This is a genomic window from Collinsella aerofaciens, assembly GCF_015548375.1.
Classification (GTDB): Bacteria; Actinomycetota; Coriobacteriia; order Coriobacteriales; family Coriobacteriaceae; genus Collinsella; species Collinsella aerofaciens_AB.
Window position 1 is genome coordinate 75,718 of record NZ_JADMWW010000005.1, and the last position, 20,601, is coordinate 96,318.

A 20,601-nucleotide genomic window follows, 5' to 3' on the forward strand; every position below is an offset into this window, starting at 1 on the left:
TTCGTTTTGTTATGTTTACTAAATGTTTTACTCTTTTGTTTAGTAGTTTAGCGCGAAAGTCCCGTAGACGGTAGAGAAATCAGCATAAACGGTATGTAAACAATCTGAACATACAAGGGCAACAAAAAGAGGGCCCCGAAGGACCCTCTCTATCCGCATATGCATGTACGCGAAATCAATGCCGCCCTATTGCCGCGAGCACACCGCCCGCGGGGGTAATCTGGCTGCAAGGCCCGTGGTTACGCCCCCATCTTGCGATAGACGTCCACGAACTCCTTGGCAAGGATGCCAAAGCCCTCGGCACTCATAAGCTGATCCTCGGCATGGACAACCAAAAGATCGATGCTCAGGTTCTCGCCAGCTGCAGTCTGCTGGACAAGGCCACCGTGAGCCGCGTGACCCTCGGCATAGTGCTGCTGGCCCTCGGCGATCTTCGCCTCGGCCTCTTCGAACTTGCCATCACGAGCTAGGTGAATCGCATCGATGTAGCAGCTGCGCGCGCAACCGACGCCTGCAATGATCTGAAAGCTCTGAAGCTGAACCTCTTCTGCCGTCATACCTACAGTCCCATCAGTTCCTTGGCCTGGGCCAGAGCCTTGGCGCCGTCCATCATGCCGTAGATGGCCATGGGGATCACGCCGACCGGTACCTCGGGGCATGCGGCAGAAACCTCGTCCTTGGCATAGCCAACCTGCGGCCCAAGCAGGATGCAGTCGGCATTGCGTCCGATGGTGGCAGCCTCGCTGACGGCGTGGGCGGAGACCTCGCACTCCAGACCCTCGGCGTCGGCAGCCTTCTTGATGTTCTTCATGATGATGCTCGTGGACATGCCACCGGCGCACATAAGAACGATGTTTTTCATTGCAGTTCCTTTCCTGTAACCCCTCACAGGGACTTATATGTTTCGGCAATCAACGTGATCGGCCGAACCTACGAACTTACGGACAATGACCTACTCGGCAGAAGCCTTTGCGGCGGCCTCCTCCTCGAGGGCCTCCTTGTCGGCCATCTTGACAAACGGGATGAACAGCAGGGCAACGGCGAGAATCGCAGCGCAGACAATGACAACCAGACCAGGACCGCCGATGAAGAAGTCGGTGATGGGCAGCGGCACGACGAACGGCATATTGACCGTCGGGTTATACGCGTTGCCAAGACCCAGCAGCAGGCCAATGGCGGCAACGGCGCATGCGATCGGCTTGAGCAGGATGTAGGGGATGAACATATAGGGGTTCATGGCGACGGGCGTACCAAAGATGATGGGCTCGGAGATGTTGAAGATAGCAGGCACCAGAGCGACCTTGGAAAGCGTCTTGTAGCGCTCGGACTTGGCCGTGAGCAGCGCAAGCTCCATGCCCAGGGCGTCAACAGAGCCCACGGAGAACATAACGATGAACGGCAGATACGGAAGCGGTTGGCCGGCAAGGTATGCCTCGACGTTGGCCAGAGCGCACGTCGAAACGACCGGCATGTACACGCTCATCAGGACGCTGGGGTGTACACCAAAAAAGAACAGCAGGTTGCACAGGATAAAGTAGACGACGACGGCCCACGGGCTGGAGCCCAAGAACATAACGGGTACCGCAATGGTGGAGTTGATGAGGTTAAAGACATCGCCGTAGCTCGTCAGGCCCATGCCCCACTTAAGCAGCGCGGCCGAGGTAAAGATGACGATGGCGCAGAACATCGGGGACAGCGAGTCGTTGACGAACTGCGGAACGGAATCGGGCATGGGGATGGCGATATGCTTCATAAGGAAGTTAAGCGCCTTCGGCACGATCAGCGCCACGAGCAGGGCCACGAACAGACCCGAGCTGCCCAGGTAACGGGTGGTGATGAAGGTCGAGCCGTCCTCGGCATGGCCCAGCGGGATCAGCAGGAGCAGAACGCCAATGGACGCAACCGTCGTCGTAAGGCCCTTGTTCTCAAGCACCTTGCCGTAGGAGTACGAAACCGAAGCGCACATGTAGATGGCACCGAGGTTCATGGTGACGACCAACACATCGGCAATCGTCGCCGACATGCCAGTGCCGGTAAGGAACGCCTGCAGCGGCGGGATCGGCAGTCCGTTGATGATGGAGAGCAGCGCCACGCCCAGCGTAACGGGCATGGTCGCCATCATGCCGGACATAAGGCCCTTTACGACCTTAAAGCTGCTCACTTTGTGGGCAATGGGGCCCACGTGCTTCTCGAGGAAGCCCTGCATCGAATCGAGAACGCTCATTTCGTGTTCACTGATCCTCTCTAAACGATTCATCTAGCTGTCAAGCGGGAAATTGCGGCCGACTCTTTCCCGCCTATGACCAAGGGAAATATGGTTATGCCTTGAGCTCGAGGACGAGGAGCCAATCCCCAACCTCGGGTTTGTCAGGCAGTGTGATGCTGTCCGTGACGACAGAGACGTTCTCGCCGTCACGGTATGCGCCCGTGCGGGGGTTAAACCATCGGCTTGCATAGGCAGCGCCCGTCGGCACGCCCTCGATAGCAAGCTTTCGGCGCACGGTATCGCCAAAGTACGCGACGATGCGCGAAAGGTCTCGGTTGGCGGTTGCCAGCGGAGCCTTGTTGGCAAACAGGTTGCCCGCATCGGTCGTTTCGTAGGGAGCGAGCTCCCAGAAGTGATTTTCTTCGTAGAAGGAGCGCATATAGCCCATCTGGACTGCACCCTCTCCGTCTACCGCCTGGGCCCACGTAATGCCAAAGCGGTTGAAGATCGCCATAAAGGGATCGAGCTCCTCGGGACTTTCCCACACGTTGTCCCAGATGCCCTGGGCTCCGTAGGTATAGCCAGCGCCGCCCGCCTGCATGCAGATATACGCCACGCGGCGCAACATGTCTGCGGTGCACAGGCGCGTACCCATTTCCTCGAGCGTCGAGCAAAACTCGTAGAGCGCCTCGCCCTCGACGAAGGGCTTGTCGTCATGAGCTGCCAGATAGTCAAAGTAGTCGCTCGCCTTGATCAGGTAATCGCCATGACCGGCCTGGTTGAGCGTAAAGTCCATCCAAGCCTCGTCCTGGTAGTAATCGGCAAAGGGGCGCTCGTTGGTATAGTGCGCCGTAGCCAGGTGGCCATAGCCGTCGCGGGCCTCGATCTCCAAGGCGACCTCACGCCATCCGTCGATCAAAGCGGCTCGATCTTCTTTGCCATACCCGGCAACCTCGCCGGCAAGCGTCCAAACCATCGGATATGCGCCATAGCGCGCCACCAGATAGCGGGCAAGGTGCTTTTGATGCTCCACGCCATGATCGCCGCGAATAGAAAACGCCCATGCCTGGCCAAGCGCGTTGACCAAACCGGCATCGGCGACATAGGCCATGCGGCGATCAAGCTCCTGCCGGTAGAAAGCAACATTGGGCAGATCCTCTGCGCCCTTGGGCATACCGCCGTCAATCCAGTAGCGACCATCTGCGCCCATGTCAGAGCGCAAGTTGGTCTGGTAGACGGTAAATCCCTGCTTGGCACGCAGGTCGACCATGCCGCGGAACTGACTCGTCATGCCAGGGTGGTTCGACTTGTCCCAGCTCTCGCGGTAGGCAAACTCCCAGTGGGTGTCGCCGAGCCAAAAAAACGGCGTGCCATCCGAATAGGCAAATAAGTGCGGGTTGTCCGCGACGCGGATAAAGCCGTGGCGATACAGGTCGAGGCCGCCCGTGTACGGTACAGCCTCGACGCTGCCCACACGGCCATTAAGACCGGTCTGCTCGGGAGCCTCGATACCATAGTTCCAAGCGCCGAGCTCGGTCGGGGCAAACGAGACGCGGTAGGTGCGGTCGCCGTCCCAGTAGGCCTCGCGGCGGATCACCCTGCCGCTCGGACCGACAAACTCCGCCCAAATCTCAACATCCAAAAACGGGTTGTCGAACGAACAGGCGCTCTCAAACGTCAGAACGACCGGACGCCAGATCTCGGCGACAGCGTCTTGGTTCAACGTCGTATCCATTACAGACCCCTCTCCGGTCTTAATACCTACTAGTTCAGTCCCCGCTCGCTCGCGGACCTCACGGCAAAGTCAACGATCGCCCGGGCGTCTTCGGCACAGACAAAGCCTTGCGACACCTCAATCGCCGTATCGCGCTCGCACAGGGCGCGGTAGTTTTCGAGCGATCCGTACAGCTCCTTGAGCATCGATGCCGAGAACGACTCCATGTGGCCAAACAGCCCATCCTTGTCGCTCGTCTTATCGACCGTGCCCTGACCCGGCTCGACCAGGCTCGTGTTGGAGTAACGGGCAAACGGATGCTCGAGCAGGCAGGTGCGAAGACCGCCCTTGGTGTTGCCCAGGGCATCCTTTACGTTCTCGCCGTTTGCATCCAGCTCAATGCGCGGGCACGTTGCCGGCGCGGCGCCGGTGCGGACCCAACGGAACAGGTTGCGGAAGGCAGCGTGGAAGAGATACTGCGACGGATAGGCGTTTGCCTCGGCATGCTTGCCGACATACACCGGCAGGTGGTCGATACGCTTAAGATCCTCGTCGTCCTGGTAATAGTCGACATAGCTCCACTGCGTATCGTGGGAGGCGCCCGTCACCTCGTACAGCCGGTACTTAAAATCGGGGGCATCGCTATCGGGCATAAGCGTGCGCCAACTCTCAAAGCGACCGTTCTCGCTTTCGGTCTGAAGGGCGATGAACGGCTCCTCGACGTGCTCCACGCGCATCAGGTGATGCGCATAGTCCCGGCAGCACTCATACTGGTTGACGGGAGTGCACAGCGAATGGATGCCGCCGCCGGACAGATAGCCGTCAAACACGCGGCCGTCGCGGCGCACCTCCTCGCGATAGGCAAAGCTGTTGAGGTAGCGGAACAGATAGGCGCCTGACTGGGACCATCCCGTAAGGCAGATCGCCTGGTGCGGATAATCGCGGATCGGGTTGAGGTCGGAGTCCTCGCGCAGGAGCCACGCAAGATCGGTCAGCATATCCCAAAACAGACCCGTCTCGTAGGAGATGTCCATGTCGGGAAGTGCGCCGCCGCGCTCGAGCTCGGCCGGATCATAGCCGAAGGGTCGCTCGGGAGTCGGGTTCGCCCAACTCATAAAGGCATAGCGATCGGGATTGAATTCCTTGAGCTTGGCGATGGTATTGGGCTTGCTGGTGATGCCTACATAGATGTCACCAGAGCGCACAAACTCGCCGTAGCCCAGAATCCACATGCGCTCGATTTCCATGAACGATGTGGGGTTGATAATCTCGACCACCACGTTGCCACTCGCCTGCGCCGGATCTTTGGGCGCGCGGACAACAATGCGATTGGAATAGGGGGCATCGGCGGTCATGGCCTCTACGCCGCCATCTTCGTCGGCAGTGCGATATACGTTGGCGGTGCCGTCAACGCGATATTCGCGTTCGACGTAGCCATTCGCGCTCAGATGACAGTAGCGCTCGGCACTCGAAAACGGATAGCTCTCATCCGTAACGGGCATTTCGGAAATAACGCTGATCATCTCGTCCCCCTTGCTGTTGCGTTTGTTGAGACAAACTCTACTGGGGACGCAACTTAACTTCTATCGATTCTTAAGTTGACTTACTAATTATTTAGCTTAATGAACAGCCGAGTGTTAAGCTCGTTTTAAGTTAAGAACCGTTAGGAACCACCATGGCCGTTACTGCAAAACAAATTGCTGATCAGCTGGGAATCTCGGCAGCGGCCGTCTCCCTTGCACTTAACAATCGACGCGGCGTAAGCGAAAAAACACGGCAGCTGGTGCTCAGCACCGCTGAAGCCCTAGGTTACGACTTTAGCAAGATTAAGTTCGAGCGACAAAGAAGCGGAACCGTTGCCTTGGTTGCCTTTAACCGGCGCCGCATCTTTGCGACCCCCTTTTTCGCCGACATGCTCGCCGGAGTCGAGGGCGCCCTTAGGCATGCGGGATTCTCGTTTTCGCTGGTGAACTACTCGCCATTCGAAAACATTCACCAACAGATCGCCGACATCGCCGAGGCACGATATGACGGCGTCATCATCCTCGCAACCGAGATGTACGAGTCGGATTTTTTGCCGTTTGCATCGCTGGACTGCCCTCTGCTGCTGCTGGACTCATGCATGAGCGTTGGGGTCGACACGGTCAAGATCGACAACGCTGCCAGCATGACACTTGCCGTACAGTACCTGTATTCGAAGTATGGATCGGTCCCCGGCCTGTTAACGACGCCCATTACCTTGGGCAACTTCGCCGAACGACGCTTCGCCTACGAGCACGCCATCGGTCAGCTAGCCGGGTCGGAAAAATGCGGCATCATCCACGAGCTCGCCGTCGATCTAGACGAGGCCTACTCGGGCATGCTCGACATTATTGATTCGGGCGAGTCCCTTGCCCAGAGCTACGTCGCCGTCATTGACGATGTGGCTATTGGAGCCATGAAAGCCTTCATCGAGCGCGGCTATCGCGTGCCCGATGACGTACGCATCGTCGGCTTCGACAACAACATCGGCGGTACCTACGTGCAGCCGCAGCTGACCACGCTCAACGTTCCTTCGCAGTATATGGGCGCCATCGCCGCACGACGCCTCGTCGAGATCATCGACGAGGCCGAGCACCACCCGCTCAAAATCGAGCTGGGGGTATCGCTTATCAAACGCCGTTCTGCCTAGATCTCGCGCACGCTTTGGCGCTCGACAAAATAGGTCGACACGGCAGTCTTGCAGGTGTAGCTCTTGGGGTTGCGGATGTTGCCCACCAGGCGGCGCACCGCGATCTCGCCCACCTCGTGCTTGGGGACGTGCACCGTAGTGAGCGGCGGGTTAGAGAAAGCGCCCAAAGACAGATCGTCAAAGCCGATGATCGAGACATCCTCGGGCACGCGTATGCCGTGCTCGTTGAGCGCGCGCATGGCACCCACGGCGAGCACGTCGTTTTCGGCAAAGAAAGCCGTCGGCAAGTCGTCGTGCGAGACGTCGTCGAGCCACGCGCCCATGTCGCGATAAGCGTCCTCGAGCGTGATGCCCAGCGTGACGCGCCATGTCGGGTTGGCCTCGAGGTCCGCATCCTCAAGCGCTTGGCGATAGGCGCGCTCGCGATCCTTAAAGTTGCGGATGCGAAGGTCGCCCGCCAGATAGCCGATTTGCTTGTGACCCTTCTCGATAAGGTAATCCACGGCGCGCAGCACCGAATCGGTATTGGCAATGACTACGGCATCGAAGTACTGGCGGTCGCTCCAGCCATCGAGCACAATCAGGTGGGCGGCGGCGTTGGCAAACAAGGCGTAGTCTTCCTCGCCCAACTCCGTACCCATTAGTACAATGGCGGCGGACGGATCGGCGATCAGGCCCTCGACCTGCGGACGCACGGCGTCAAGATCGCTAAAGTCGAGCGAGACAAAGCTCGTGCTCATGCCGTGGCGACGCGCCTGGCGCTCCACGCCCTCGATGACTGCGGGATGAAAGGTGCTCTCGTCCAGAATGGCGCCCGTCTTGCGCGCGAGCACAAACTGGATGCTCTCGAGCTGCGTCGACTGCTGATAGCCGAGCGACTGCGCGCACTCCAGGATAACCTTGGCGGTCTCCTCGCTCACGCTGCGCTTGCGGTTAAGCGCGTTGGACACGGTCGCAGGCGAAAAACCGGTGATGCGGCTGATCTCGCGAACACTTGCTTTGGCCATTGTTCCCCCTAGTAACGGTCGCGGCGGAGCATCGTGGCCTGACCGCCCCGTGGCTCGACAACTAAACGACCGCAAATTCAATCTAAACAGAATAGTAAATGTTTAATAGCTAGTTTAGCCTGTTGTCAAGCGAAGCGACGCGACTATTCCCCCAACGGGCGTATTTACTCGGTAGCTAATCTGGAACGGGGCACAGAAACCGTTTAGCCCAGGATGCGGGCCATGCGCGCCTTAAACTCCACGAGGAAACGTGGGGCGTCCACAGTCAGCGCCACGAGCGCGCTCTTGTCCGGATCGGACAGACGGTGCTCGTCGCAGATGGTGCGGCCGCGATACTCGCCCAGCAAGTCAACACGCAGGTTACAGCCGAGCGCACCCACGAGCGTGGGATCAATCGCCACGGCAACCGCCAGCGGATCGTGCAGCGCGCAGCCGCCCAGGTAGGGGGCGTTCATCTCGTACGAGCCAATGTAGTGCTCCACCATGCTCGCAAACGCGCAACCGGCCATGGTGCCCGAGCCCGTCCAGCCGGCAACGTCGCGACGCGTGAGCACCACGCGATGCGTCACATCCAGACCCACCATAGTGAGCTTGCGGCCCGAACGCAGCACGGCATCGGCCGCCTCAGGATCACTTGCCATGTTGGCCTCGGCGCCCGCGCTCACGTTTCCGGGCACGGTAAGCGCACCGCCCATCACGACCACGCGACCGATAGACATCATCGCCGCCGCATCGCGCTCCAAGGCAAGTGCCAGGTTGGAGAGCGGGCCGGTCGCCACGTAGACCAGATCGGGGCCATAGGTGCGCGCGGCATCAATCAGGTAATCGACCGCCGCGTTACCGTCGGCCGACGTCGCCCCCACCGGCTCGTACGGCGACGCGGGCACGCTCGCCCCGCCAATGCCGTTCTTGCCGTGGATGAGCGTGGTGGACGCCGGCGGCGTATAGGGTTCGGTCGCCTTCATGGGACGATCGGCGCCCAGGTATACCGGAACCTCGGGGCGACCCAGCAGATCGAGCACCGCCAGGCAGTTGTGCGCCGATTGCTCGACGCGCACGTTGCCAAAGCACGTGGTGATGCCCACGAGCTCCACCTCGGGGCTCGCGATGGCATAGGCCAGCGCCATCGCATCGTCCACACCCATATCCAGATCAAGGATCAGCTTCTTGGTTGCCATTGTTCTACTCCGCTTCTCCGTCTTTATCGTTTAACAAAACCAATGTTCAACTTCGGCGCGCGTGGGAATCGATTGCTGAGCGCCCAGGCGCGACACCGTCACTGCCGAGGCGCGTGCACCCGCCGCCATGCACTCAAAGAGCGGCAGGCCCTCTAGGCGAGCCGCCGCCAACGCGCCGATAAACGTATCGCCCGCGGCCGTCGTATCGACGACCGCGCTCGAAAGCGCCGGCATGCGCAGCGACTCGCCGTCATCGCTGAGCGTAACCGAGCCGGCGTCACCCAGCGTGATGACCGCGGCGCCGGTGCCCTTAGCAAGCAGGGCGCTGAGCGCAGCGGCGCAGCTCTCATCATCCGCGGGCAAGATGCCCGTCAGCGCCTGGCACTCAGTCTCGTTGGGACAGACCAGGTCGACCGCAGGCCAGACCTCCGCAGGCAACTCGCAGGCAGGAGCTGGATTAAAGACCGTATAGAACCCCAGCCTGTGGGCACAAGAGAGTGCCGCGGCCGTTGCCATCGGGTCGCATTCGCCCTGGGCGATAAAGACGCTTCCGGCAGCCGGGGCAATATCGTTGGCGTCGCCGTCGAGCTCATCGGCCACCAGACGTCTCAGCGCGCAGGCAACGTCCTCGCCCGCAAGCGCATGGTTGGCGCCCGGTGACAGCACGATGCGGTTGTCGCCCTCGCAGCGAATGATGGTCGCCGTTCCCGTCTCCACGTCATCGCGGCGCGCCACGAACTCAACGCCCACGCCGGCATCCCGAAGTCCCGTCACCAGCGCATCGCCAAACGCATCGCGACCGACCGCGCCAATCATGCACGTGCGCGCACCCATGCGCGCGGCGGCGACGGCCTGGTTAGCGCCCTTGCCACCGACGTTGGTGATAAAACCGCTGCCGCCGACGGTCTCGCCCGCGCGCGGCATGCGCTCGCACGCCACCGAAAGGTCCATGTTCATGCTGCCGAACACCGCAACGATGCCGCGATCCGCCATGGAAACCTCCTCGTCTGCGGGCCTTACGCCCACCGTCGGCCGTCGATCGTGCGCTCTCGCACCTCTATAACTTTAGTTCACTTTGATGTGAACGCGCGCTTGAGGTTGCGCCAGCAGCAAGCATTCACAGGAGCAGGCAGCTACAATGAATATGTGCTGATTATTCTCGTCATTGGATGATGTTTTATGGAGCAACTCCCACAATCGAGCCCACGCGACCCGCGCCGCGCGCCCGATAACCGGGCGCCGCACGAACGCCCGCGCGCCGACCGCCGCACCGACGAGTTGCGACGCGGCCCGAGCCCGCATCGAACGCCCACCAACAAGGGCGCCCATACAGCCAAGACCAACACCGGCGCCACACGCTCGTCCGCTACCTACCAGCAGGCGCCCGCTCGTCCCAAGTCCCGCTACATTCCTGCGCTCGACGGCCTGCGTACGCTCGCCGTCGTCGCTGTGGTGCTCTATCACCTCAACCTCACGTGGGCTCAGGGCGGCCTGCTCGGCGTCACGATCTTCTTTGTGCTTTCGGGCTATCTGATCACGCGCTTGCTGCTCAACGAAGTCGCTAAGACCGGCCGCATCGACCTTAAGAGCTTCTGGATTCGCCGCATCCGTCGCCTGGTCCCCGCCGTGGTAACGGTAGTGTTCGTGACCTGCGCGCTGTGCACCATCTTTAACCACGTGATGCTCACCAAGATGCGCCCCGACATCCTACCGTCGCTGCTGTTCTTCAACAACTGGTGGCAGATTGCCCAAAACGTCTCGTACTTCAATGCTCTGGGCGACCCCTCGCCGCTCACACACTTTTGGTCGCTCGCCATCGAGGAACAGTTCTACCTGATTTGGCCGCCACTGCTGTTTGCCATGGTATCCATGCATGTGAGCAAGCCCAACACGCGCCGCGTGGTTCTGGGCCTTTCCGCGGTGTCCGCCCTCGCCATGATGGTGCTTTACAACCCTGCCGCCGACCCCAGCCGCGTGTACTACGGCACCGACACCCGCGTGTTCTCGCTGCTGCTGGGTGCCTGGATGGCCTTTATCCCCGATCGCGACCTAGCGCCGGTGCGTCTCGCCCATCGCCTAGGACTCGACCGCCTAGTTCGTGCTGCCAAGCGCGGTAAGCTCGACAAGAATGCCAAGGGCGGGCATGACGAGAAGACCGATTCCGCAGCCGAGGCCGCCCCGGCACAGCCAAACGCCCTCGTGCGCTTTTGGTCCTCGCCCGCATCCATCGACGTGTTGGGCGTCGTGGGTCTGGTTGGCCTTGCCGCCATGGTCGCGCTCACCAACGGCTACACCGCGTTCCAGTATCGCGGCGGCACGCTGTTATGCTCCATCCTCACGCTCATGGTCATCGCGGCCTGCGTGCAACCCCAGGGAATGGTTGCCCGCGCGCTGTCCGCCGAGCCGCTCGTGTGGGTTGGCAAGCGCTCGTACAGTATCTACCTGTGGCACTATCCGCTGCTGTTGCTTATGAACCCGGTCGCCAACATCAACGATACACCCTGGTGGCAGTACATCTTGCAGGTACTTGCGGTGGTCGCCGTAGCAGAGTGCTGCTATCGCTTTATCGAGACTCCGTTTAGGAAGGGCGCCTTTGGGCGCACTGTTTCCGAATTCCGCGATGGCACTACTACGCCCGTCAACTGGGCACGCGCGCATATTCCCGTGTGCGCCACTTGCGGCATCGTGCTTGTTATCGCACTGGGCGGTCTGATCTTTGTGCCGGAGACCTCCGCACTGAGCGGCGAGGGCGCCGAAGTCCTCAACAAGGAAGCCAAGAACACCGCGCCCACCGACCAGCAGGCGGCCGACGGCGCCGACAAGGACAACGACGGTTTCCCCGATGGCTCCTACGACCTGTTGATGATCGGTGACTCCGTGTCGCTGCGCGCCGTTGATTCCTTTGACGGCGTGTTCCCGCACAGCCACATCGATGCCGAAAAGGGCCGCCAGTTCGATGCGGGCCGTGCGACATTTGAGGGCTATCTCCAACAGAACCTTGCCGGCAAGATCGTGGTCTTTGCGCTGGGCACTAACGGCTTGGTAACCGATGACCAGATCGACGCCATCATGGCCGATGCAGGAGATAAGCGTATCGTGGTGTTTGTGAACACGCGCAGCCCGCAGCCGTGGGTTGGCTCTACCAATCAGGCCATCGCCAACGCCGCTACGCGCTACAAGAACGTGCGCGTTATCGACTGGTACGGATACAGCGCCAACCGTAACGACCTGTTCGACGGCGACGGCACGCACCTGTCGGCCACCGGTGTAACCGAGTACCTCAACCTAATCCACGATGCGGTCAAAAAAGACCTACCCGTGCACCCCGAGGACCACGCCAACGATCCGCAGCCGGCAGCTGTCAAGTCCGCCGCCGACGCACTCGTCAATGCCCTCGCCTACAAGCCACACAAGCTGGGCACCGACAAGTAACTCGCAGCCAAATCTGCTTACACCCGCAGGGGGGGGCGTCGGCTGTGGCCGATGCCCCCCCCCTGCGGCAGTTAGGGACGCTCCTTTTGTACCGGCACCTGAAAGCCCTCCTGGCGCAGCCAATGAAGACCTCTACGGATGAATTCCAAGCCGCTCCGGGTCGCGCGCGCGAACGTGGTGTAAGAGTGTCCTGAGGTCCGTCGCTGCAAGTCCCGATATTACTCCTTCTTTAGACCGCGCCTCTCGACTATCTCGTCCGCGATCTCCTTGGCGCGCCGCCCGAGCGCGCGGCGCCTCCCCTCCGTCGGGGCCTGCCTGTCCGCGGGCTCGGCGAAGCCCTCGGCGGCCGATGCCTCGGAGAACACCCGCTGCTGGGACCACTGCCCCTCGGTCTCCATGAGGCTCGCGCACGTCAGGCGCAGCATCGACTCCCTCGAGGGGAAGGACTGCACGACCCTGTAGCGGCGCTTGATCTCGCGGTTGGCGCGCTCCTGGACGTTGTTGGTGCGGAGCTTGGGCCAGTGCGCCCTGGGGAAGGCCGTGAACGCCAGCGCGGAGTCCTCGGCCCGCTCGAAGACCTCGCCGGCCCTGGCGGACACCGACGCCACCCAGGGCACGGCCTCGGCCCACACGCAGCGCGCGAGGTCGGGGTCGTCCTGGTAGACCGCGGCGTGCACGAGGTCCCTGACGGCGGCCTTGGAGCCCTCGGGCCTGCCCGAGCAGGCGCTCTGGAGGTTGCGCTGCAGGTGCGTCACGCAGCGCTGCCAGGCGCATCCCTGGAACAGGCGCGAGACGGCGGCCGCGAGCCCGGCGTGGCTGTCGGAGACCACGAGGCGCACGCCGGACAGCCCTCACTCGCGCAGCCCGCCGAGGAAGGCCGCCCAGGAGTCCTCGCTCTCGGTGTCGACCACGTCGCAGCCCGGGAAGTGCTTGCGCCCGTCGGCGCCCAGCCCGATCGCGGTCACGACGCCCTGCGAGACGACCGACGAGCCGACCCTGCAGCTCATGTAGGTGGCGTCGAGCCACAGGTAGCAGCACGGCGTGCCGGACAGGTCGCGGCGGCGGAACTCGGCCACCTCGGCGTCGAGGCCGGAGCAGAGGCTCGAGACCTCCGAGCTCGACAGCGAGGATATGCCCAGCTTGGACGCCACGCGCTCGACCTTGCGGGTGGACACGCCGCACACGTACATCTCCTGCACGATGGCGGCCACCGAGGTGTCGACGCGCGACCAGCGCGCGAGCATGCCCTCGGGGTAGTAGGTGCCGTGCCTGAGCTTGGGTATCTCGAGCTCCACGTCGCCCACGGCGGTCCTGAGCGACCTGGTGCGGTAGCCGTTGCGGCTGTTCTCCCTGCCGCCGCCGCGCTCGTTGCGGCCCGCGCCGCACATCTGCTGGGCCTCGGAGTCCATCAGCGCGTTCATCACGCCGCCCAGCACCCTGCACGCGAATTCGCGCGCGTCGCCGCACTCCTGCCAAAGCCGCGCCGCCTCGAGGGCCTCGTCGCGGCTGAGGCGCAGTACACTCTCTTCTTGGGGCATCGCCTTTCCCTTCATTCGTCACCTTCACTACTCCAACGACGAATTCTAGGCGGTGCCCCCGCCCTTTCAAGGAAGGGCGGGGGCGGGGCATGCCCCGCCTCTTACACCACATCTCTGCGCGCGACCCCGCTCCGCCGCTCCAGACATCGTTTCCGCGCCTCGCGCCTGCCCCAACCAATCAAAACAAGCCCTTTTCGCCGCAACCTCAAAGGTCTGTGGGCAAAAAAGGGCAAATATGAGTACTGTTACCATTTTAGTAGCAGCCAAAACAACCAAAAATGACGTCCGAGCGAACCGTATAACCCCCTAAAGCAGCCAGCTTAACTAGTTTAAGGCGTATTGGAGTCAGTTTTAATGAACATATTATCTGCTATGTTCATTATCTTCTTGGGTGTAAATGCTATTCACTTAGCAACAGTACTCATATTTAGCATTTTTGGTCCACTTCCATATAACTAACACCCTATAGCAGGCAAAAACAGGCCGCAGTCCATCGCTGCGGCCCACCCGAAACCCAAAAGAGGCGCTACGCGCTGTAGCCCATCGCCTGCAGCACAAACATGACGACCGTCAGCACCGTAATCACGCCGATAGTCGCCCACGTGAGCACGTTCCATACGCGGCCGTTGCGGTTGGCGCCCATAATGTGGCGATCCGCCGCGATAACCACCTGGAATACCAAGACCACGGGCAGTAGCACGCCGTTGATGACCTGCGAGGTCATCATAATCTGGAACAGATCGACGCCGGGCATAAGCACCAACACGGCAGAGATACCGATGATGGCCGTAATGATGCCGCGGTAAACCGGGGCCTCGTCCCAGCTGCGATCGGCGCCGCGCTCCCAACCAAAAGCCTCGCAGATGGCACTCGACGTAACGCCCGGCAGCACGCAGGCAGCCAAAAAACTCGCTGCGACCAGACCCGAGGCAAACAGCACCGTGGACCACTGGCCCGCGATGGGCTCCAGCGCGCGGGCGGCATCGGCGGCATCGCTAATCTGAATACCCGCCGGGAACAGCACCGTACCGGTCGTGATGATAATGAAGCCCGCAATGATATCAGCAGCGATCGAGCCGCTCACGGTATCAATGCGCTGCAGCACGATGTCGTCCTCGCCCGCATTCTTATCGACCACGTTGTTCTGAGCCAAGAAGATCATCCACGGCGCGATGGTGGTACCGATCGTTGCGACCACGAGCGACACGTAGCTGGGATCGTTCTGAATATTGGGGACGACCAAGTCGACCGCGACCTCGCCCCAGTTGGGGCCGGCCATAAACGCGGCGACGATATAGGTCACGAACACGCAGCTTACCAGCAGCAAAATCTTCTCGATGCGCTGGAAACTGCCCGACATGGTAAGCATCCACACCAGCAGCGCCACGAGCGGCACCGAGATGCTCGCCGGAACGCCAAACAGAGCAAGGCCGCTCGCAATACCCGCGAACTCAGAGATGGTCACCGCCGTGTTGGCGATCAACAGCGCCGCCATGGCCAGCACGCTCTTGCGCACGCCAAAGCGCTCGCGAATGAGCGACGCCAGGCCCTTACCCGTGACGCATCCGCAGCGCGCCGCGGTCTCCTGCGTCACGATAAGCAGCACGGTCATGACGGGAAGCATCCAGAGCATCTTATAGCCATAGCTGGCGCCCGCGCTGGAATACGTGGCAATACCGCCGGCGTCGTTACCCGAAAGCGCCGCCAGCAGACCGGGGCCCATGGCGCCAAAGATGGCGGCGATGGTCAGCTTTTGTTTGGTGCTCGGCTTTGGGTTCGTGTTTTGCACGCGACCACCTATCCCATGACCGATATGGTGAGCAGCACCGCAGAGATGCAGTACGCCACACACGAGATCATGACGGCGATGACGTTCATGGCGGTACCCGACGTGTTAAGGTCGTGCTCATCGCGCCAGAACAGCACCATCAGGTAAATCACGGCGCTCATGTTGCCAATCAGACAAATGACGGCCGCGATGTTAAAGCAGCCGGTAAAGAGCTGCTCCTCAAACATAGGGGCATCGGGGAACGCGGTGGTGCGCACCAGCTGCGCGCACAGGTAGGTCACGAGCGAAAGGATCAGGCCCATACCCGTGCTCTGGAAGAAGAATCCCAGATACGGTTTGGGCTCGTCGTCGTGACCGTCGTACTCGAGAAAATAGTTCTTGACGAACGACACCATGCGCGAGGCAGCCAGCAGCACGAGCGGCATGGCGCACATGGGGAACACCGCCAGATGCGCGGAGCCCAGCGTCGTCCCCAGCACCGTCGCCATAATGCACGAGGCGATGCCCCACACGACAACCCAGTACTGACGATGCACGAACCAGCTGAGCACGTTCGTCGAGTCATCCGACGCGCTATCGCCCGAGCCGACACCGGCGATCTGCAGGTCCTCCTGATGCTCCTCGGCGATAACGTCCATGGCGTCGTCGAAGGTTACGATACCCAGGATATGACGGTTCTCGTCGCAGACAGGGATGGCAACCAGGTCGTACTTGGTCATCTCGTCCGTCACGTCTTCCTGGTCCTCGTCGGGCGACACGTAAACCAGATCGCGATAGGCGAGCTGGCCCAGCGTGGCGTCGCGGTCGGCCACGATCAGCGTGCGCAGCGAAAGCACGCCCGTCAGCATGCCGCTCGGATCCTCGGTATAGACGTAATAGACACTCTCAAAGTCCTCGTCGAGTTTGCGAATCGCCTCGATGGCATCGCCGACCGTCGCCGAGGCGGGCAGCGAGACAAACTCCGAGGTCATGATGCGGCCGGCGGTGTTGTCCTCGTAGCCCAGCAGATTACGAATCGCCTTCTCCTCCTTGACGCCCATCAGACGCAGGAGCTTCTCGGCCTTCTCATAATCGAGCTCGTCGATCAGGTCGGCAGCGTCGTCCGGGTCCATCATGGCCAGCATCGACGATGCGTCCGTGTCGGACAGGCCCTCGAGCATCTCGGTCATGAGCTCGTCGTCATCAAACTCCGAAATGGCCTCGGCGGCTTGGGCGGTATCGAGCTGCGCGAACACCTGCGCGCGCAGGCGCGGGTCGAGCTGCTCGATGATGTCAGCGATGTCGGCAGGATGCAGCTCGCCAAGCGTCTTGTGCGACACCGAGAGCTGGATGTTCTTAGTCGAGCGATCGAGCAGGTCCATGTAAGACCAGGCGATAATGTCCTCGCCAAGCGGCTTGCCCAGGTGCTTCATAAAGCTCTCAACGACGTGCTCGAGCGCGGGGCTGATTGCACGCAGCAGACCGCGGGCACCGACCTCGGCACCCAGCAGGCGCAGCTGATTTTCGCCCGACATGGAGAACTTGATGTCGTTGACGCGCACGACCTTCATGCCCTGCGTATCGACGATCTGCTTATTGAGAACATCGCGCGCCAGCAACAGCTCGGTCGGCTGCAGATATGAAAAGCGAATGTTGGTGGCAGACGTATTGAGGTACACGCCCGTCTCGTCGATACGGTCGACCCATTTGCGCCAGCTAATCATAAACGGCGTCTTGCCGGGACCACGGAACGCGAGCGACGTCACGTGCGGAAAAACTTCGCCGGTTGCAATGCCAAAATCGTTAACCACGCCGAGCTTTTCGCCGTCGACATCCAAGACCGGCAGTTTGAGCATCTCACTCAGATAATTCAATGGTGCTCCCCATCATTATTCCTACGGACCGCGCGACCATGCCGACACGCCATCCGTGGACTTTTAGATATGTATACGCATGCGCAGGCGGCACACCGCTCGGCGCTCACACCCCGTGCACGCGCAGAAAGCACCTGCATGGGGTCATCGACTGTATGGTCGAGGTTTGGATTTCACCTGCAACCTTTCTCTTGACCCTCATTAACCGCAGTAACTATATCATCAGCATCGCGCTGCGGCACCGAATTTATGCGCTGCACACTGCAGGCATACCAAACGCTGACGTATCCGTGACATAGTCATTGGGGACGTTCTTAAACGACTAATCGTCGGGGACACTCTTTGCGAGCGACAGAAAAGGACTGTCCCAAAGTGCCGGCCGTTGGGGACAGTCCCCAAGTGCCGAGTTTTCGCAAGACTGTCCCACATGGCTAGTCGTTTAAGCACGTCCCCAATGACTACTCTGTGGTGTCGTCGTCCTTGGGGAGTTGGGGGAACACGGCGTTTTTGGGCATGGAAACCTTGGTGAGCGAGGTGAGCTTTTTGCTCAATGCCGTGTCCGTCTTGACCAGGTCGCTGAGCGTCACGATCTTGTAGCCGTCGGCGACAAGGCCATCGATAATCTGCGGCAACGCCTCGAGCGTCTGCTCGACACACTCATCGCTATCGGTGAGCAGCACAATATTGCCCGGCGTCACCGAGTCGAGCACGGTCGATACTTGCTCGTCGGCGCCGTTGAGCAGCCAGTCGCCCGAATCGATATTCCACGAAACCACGGCGGACACCAGGTCCATCGAGTCGATCCAGTTTTGCTCGTCAAACGCGGCGTAGGGGGCACGCAGCAACATCGTCTCGACGCCGGTCACCGACTTAATCGCTTCGGTGCCCTTCGTGATCTGCTTGCGTACCGTCTCGCGATCCTCGCCCTTGAGCGAATCATCGCTGTAGCTGTTGGAGCCGATCTCGCACCCGGCATCGACAATCGCTTTGGCAGTAGCGGGTGAGGCTTCCGCGGCATCGCCCGAAAGGAAGAATGTCGCCGTGACGCCCTTTTCCTTGAGCACCTGCAAGATCTGCTTGGTCGCGCCGCTCGGACCCTCGTCAAATGTCAGGGCCACGTACTTTTCGTTGCCCTTGGGCGCTACGCTTGCGCACTCGACTACGCAGTCGGTGGCGGGCACGACCTCGCCGCGGTCCTGCGTCTTGCCCGACTGCTCGCCGACCCATACCTCAGAGCGGCCCCGAACACCCCAGGTTTTGACGTACTCAATGGCACCCGTGCCCTCGACCTTAAGCTTTGGCTCGACAGTCGTGGCCTGGACCTCGTGCTTTTCGTACGCGTTGCGGCCGTCCTTAACCGTCACCTTCTCGCCACCCGTAAGCTCGCGACTATCCCATTTGCCTTGCTTCACGCGCTTGCCGTCGACCTTCACCGACAGCTTTTCGCCGCCATGGCGCTTGAGCACGCTGTCGTCGACGGCCAGCAGATCGCCGGCATCGTACGTTTCGGTCAGGCTTTGGTCGTCGATAAGATTCTGCAACGTCGAGCCCACACGCACCGCGGTCTTTTGCCCGTTGAGTTCCACGTCCACGCTGCGGTTGACGTAGCCCACGACGGCAGCGATGAACAGCACGAGCGCGCAACCCACGGCGATGAGCGCATAGGGCAGGTGGGACGGTCGGCGCGGCGAGCGCCCGTTGCCGATGCGCGCACTGCGATCGCTAAAACCACGACTATGGTTGAGGTACATCGCGCCGGGCTTACGGCGACGTTGACGCTGACCGCTGGGCAGCTGCCCCAGGTCGCGGCGCGCCGTCGGACGCGCGCCCGAGCGTCCGTTTAAGTTAGATCCGTTTTGGCGCATGTGCCCTCCCCCATAAACACAGCGAGCCGGAGCAACATGTCTCCGGCTCGCCTCCCATCATTTGGTACGTCGCTATTTGCTAGCTTTTGACGAGCTCCCGCTCGCCTTTTGATATTCGTCCTTAAAGGCCTTGAACATACCGCGCGTCTTGCCGAGCTGCTTGCCCAGTGCGCGGCTGCCCTTGTCCACGGCAACCGATCCCTTGTCATCGAGCACCTTGGCGCCCTTCTTGACCTTATCGCCCACCACGACACCGGCCTCGGCAGCCCTGGCGGCCACGCCGCCCGAATACCCGAGTGCCTTGACCTCGTCCGAGACAATCATCGCGCCGTTCTCGTAGCCGCGCAGCATCGTCGGCGGCACCTGCGTGTCGCCCACCAGCACGCTCGAAGCGGCACCGGCGGTCACGTAGAACATCTGCACAATACCCGAGCGCGGCTTGAACTCAACGTCCGAGCAGTAGCCCACGACATCGCCCGATTCCGTGCGCACATCCATGCCAACCCAGATGATGCAATCGTCCAGGTTGATATCGAGGCGCTTGGCCGCGGCGGCATCGTAGGTGCCCTTGACGTCGTCGACCGCGACAGCACCCTCATAGACGCCGATGGCATCGAGCGCCACAAAGCGGTCGGGGCGCTCGATCATGCCCGCGATATCGGACTGGCGGACCATAAAGCCCACCACGCGCGTGCCGCCCGGGGTAAAGACGGGAAAGTGAATCTTGCCGAGCTTTTTAGGGCTGCGCGGCGTGCCGTCCTTTTTGGTGCGCTTGTCTTCGGCAGGCTTACGATAAACCTTGACGCCGACAAAATCCCCTGCGCGCATTATGCCTCGGTCGAGGGCTCCGTGGCCTCGGTGTCGGCCTCAGTGACGTTCTCGACCACGACGTCGGCAGCGGGCGTCACGTTGCCGCCCGAGATGGCGTTGTTGAGCTGCTCGCGAAGCTGGTCCATGCGCTCGCGGGCCAGGTCGACCTTGGCGCGCAGGTCATCGGTCTTGGCGTCGACCATCGGACCAAAGTCGTTGACCGCGGCACGAGCCTCCTCGGCACCGTGCTCGTAGGTGTCACGCATGCTGTCCCAGGCATCGTTGGCGATATCGGCGGCCATGGCGCGGGTCTCGGCACCCGAGCGCGGGGCCAGAGCAACGCCGATGATAGCGCCGGCGGCAGCACCAAAGAGCGCACCGGAGACAAAGCTGAAAGTCTTTCCCATGATCATTCCTCTCCTGCGGGCACCTCGATGCCCACCGTTTGAATGCTGTCCATTATACCCGCAGCGCAACACTTGCCGTCGCGCTCATCTGCGTACGGTAAAAGCGCAGGAACATGATGGTGATAAGTGAG

15 protein-coding genes and 1 pseudogene are annotated in these 20,601 nt (G+C 61.2%); 2 read left to right on the top strand and 14 right to left on the bottom strand.

What is annotated here, in order from left to right:
• Nucleotides 1-239 precede the first annotated feature (239 nt).
• The 5 genes from I1969_RS03685 to I1969_RS03705 all read right to left on the bottom strand — a co-directional run bounded on the left by I1969_RS03685 (nucleotide 240) and on the right by I1969_RS03705 (nucleotide 5,443).
• Nucleotides 240-557: a PTS lactose/cellobiose transporter subunit IIA gene (locus I1969_RS03685; RefSeq protein ID WP_195232969.1), complete on the bottom strand. Its 318-nt coding sequence runs from the start codon at nucleotides 555-557 to the stop codon at nucleotides 240-242.
• 2 nt (nucleotides 558-559) lie between these two features.
• Nucleotides 560-862 (bottom strand): PTS sugar transporter subunit IIB, encoded by a 303-nt coding sequence (locus I1969_RS03690; protein ID WP_117821150.1) that lies wholly within the window; start codon nucleotides 860-862, stop codon nucleotides 560-562.
• 90 nt (nucleotides 863-952) lie between these two features.
• Nucleotides 953-2,224 (bottom strand): PTS sugar transporter subunit IIC, encoded by a 1,272-nt coding sequence (locus I1969_RS03695; RefSeq protein ID WP_195232971.1) that lies wholly within the window; start codon nucleotides 2,222-2,224, stop codon nucleotides 953-955.
• Between the two features lie 94 nt (nucleotides 2,225-2,318).
• Nucleotides 2,319-3,941: an apiosidase-like domain-containing protein gene (locus tag I1969_RS03700; RefSeq protein WP_195232973.1), complete on the bottom strand. Its 1,623-nt coding sequence runs from the start codon at nucleotides 3,939-3,941 to the stop codon at nucleotides 2,319-2,321.
• A gap of 29 nt (nucleotides 3,942-3,970) precedes the next feature.
• Complete coding sequence (locus tag I1969_RS03705; protein ID WP_195232975.1) at nucleotides 3,971-5,443, bottom strand: alpha/beta hydrolase domain-containing protein; 1,473 nt, start codon at nucleotides 5,441-5,443, stop codon at nucleotides 3,971-3,973.
• 152 nt (nucleotides 5,444-5,595) lie between these two features.
• Here I1969_RS03705 and I1969_RS03710 point away from each other — a divergent pair, with 152 nt between their 5' ends.
• Nucleotides 5,596-6,591 carry a LacI family DNA-binding transcriptional regulator gene (locus I1969_RS03710; RefSeq protein WP_195232977.1) on the top strand — a complete coding sequence of 332 codons (996 nt, stop codon included), beginning with the start codon at nucleotides 5,596-5,598 and terminating at the stop codon, nucleotides 6,589-6,591.
• On the opposite strand, the gene I1969_RS03715 is transcribed toward I1969_RS03710, so the two are convergent.
• The 3 genes from I1969_RS03715 to I1969_RS03725 all read right to left on the bottom strand — a co-directional run bounded on the left by I1969_RS03715 (nucleotide 6,588) and on the right by I1969_RS03725 (nucleotide 9,769).
• A complete protein-coding gene (locus tag I1969_RS03715) occupies nucleotides 6,588-7,598 on the bottom strand; it encodes a LacI family DNA-binding transcriptional regulator (RefSeq protein ID WP_195232979.1) in 1,011 nt (336 codons plus the stop codon). The genes I1969_RS03710 and I1969_RS03715 overlap by 4 nt on opposite strands.
• Before the next feature lie 203 nt (nucleotides 7,599-7,801).
• The gene (locus I1969_RS03720; RefSeq protein WP_195232980.1) at nucleotides 7,802-8,776 is read right to left on the bottom strand and encodes a nucleoside hydrolase; all 975 of its coding nucleotides are present in this window, start codon (nucleotides 8,774-8,776) and stop codon (nucleotides 7,802-7,804) included.
• Nucleotides 8,777-8,806: 30 nt separating this feature from the next.
• Nucleotides 8,807-9,769 carry a ribokinase gene (locus tag I1969_RS03725; RefSeq protein ID WP_195232982.1) on the bottom strand — a complete coding sequence of 321 codons (963 nt, stop codon included), beginning with the start codon at nucleotides 9,767-9,769 and terminating at the stop codon, nucleotides 8,807-8,809.
• Nucleotides 9,770-9,955: 186 nt separating this feature from the next.
• On the opposite strand from I1969_RS03725, the gene I1969_RS03730 reads away from it, so the two are divergent.
• Complete coding sequence (locus I1969_RS03730) at nucleotides 9,956-12,208, top strand: acyltransferase family protein (RefSeq protein WP_195232984.1); 2,253 nt, start codon at nucleotides 9,956-9,958, stop codon at nucleotides 12,206-12,208.
• Between the two features lie 218 nt (nucleotides 12,209-12,426).
• On the opposite strand, the pseudogene I1969_RS03735 reads toward I1969_RS03730, so the two are convergent.
• The 6 genes and pseudogenes from I1969_RS03735 to I1969_RS03760 form a co-directional block, all read right to left on the bottom strand.
• Nucleotides 12,427-13,761 (bottom strand): annotated as a pseudogene (locus I1969_RS03735) (IS256 family transposase).
• A 511-nt stretch (nucleotides 13,762-14,272) separates the two neighbouring features.
• The gene (locus I1969_RS03740; RefSeq protein ID WP_055252163.1) at nucleotides 14,273-15,469 is read right to left on the bottom strand and encodes an Nramp family divalent metal transporter; all 1,197 of its coding nucleotides are present in this window, start codon (nucleotides 15,467-15,469) and stop codon (nucleotides 14,273-14,275) included.
• 74 nt (nucleotides 15,470-15,543) lie between these two features.
• Nucleotides 15,544-17,370 carry a magnesium transporter gene (locus I1969_RS03745; protein WP_458795820.1) on the bottom strand — a complete coding sequence of 609 codons (1,827 nt, stop codon included), beginning with the start codon at nucleotides 17,368-17,370 and terminating at the stop codon, nucleotides 15,544-15,546.
• Between the two features lie 476 nt (nucleotides 17,371-17,846).
• A complete protein-coding gene (locus tag I1969_RS03750) occupies nucleotides 17,847-19,253 on the bottom strand; it encodes a polysaccharide deacetylase family protein (protein WP_229028233.1) in 1,407 nt (468 codons plus the stop codon).
• Nucleotides 19,254-19,325: 72 nt separating this feature from the next.
• Nucleotides 19,326-20,081 (bottom strand): PRC-barrel domain containing protein, encoded by a 756-nt coding sequence (locus I1969_RS03755; protein ID WP_152074499.1) that lies wholly within the window; start codon nucleotides 20,079-20,081, stop codon nucleotides 19,326-19,328.
• The gene (locus tag I1969_RS03760) at nucleotides 20,081-20,470 is read right to left on the bottom strand and encodes a YtxH domain-containing protein (protein ID WP_195232996.1); all 390 of its coding nucleotides are present in this window, start codon (nucleotides 20,468-20,470) and stop codon (nucleotides 20,081-20,083) included. Before I1969_RS03760 ends, I1969_RS03755 begins: the two co-directional genes overlap by 1 nt.
• Nucleotides 20,471-20,601: the final 131 nt, after the last annotated feature.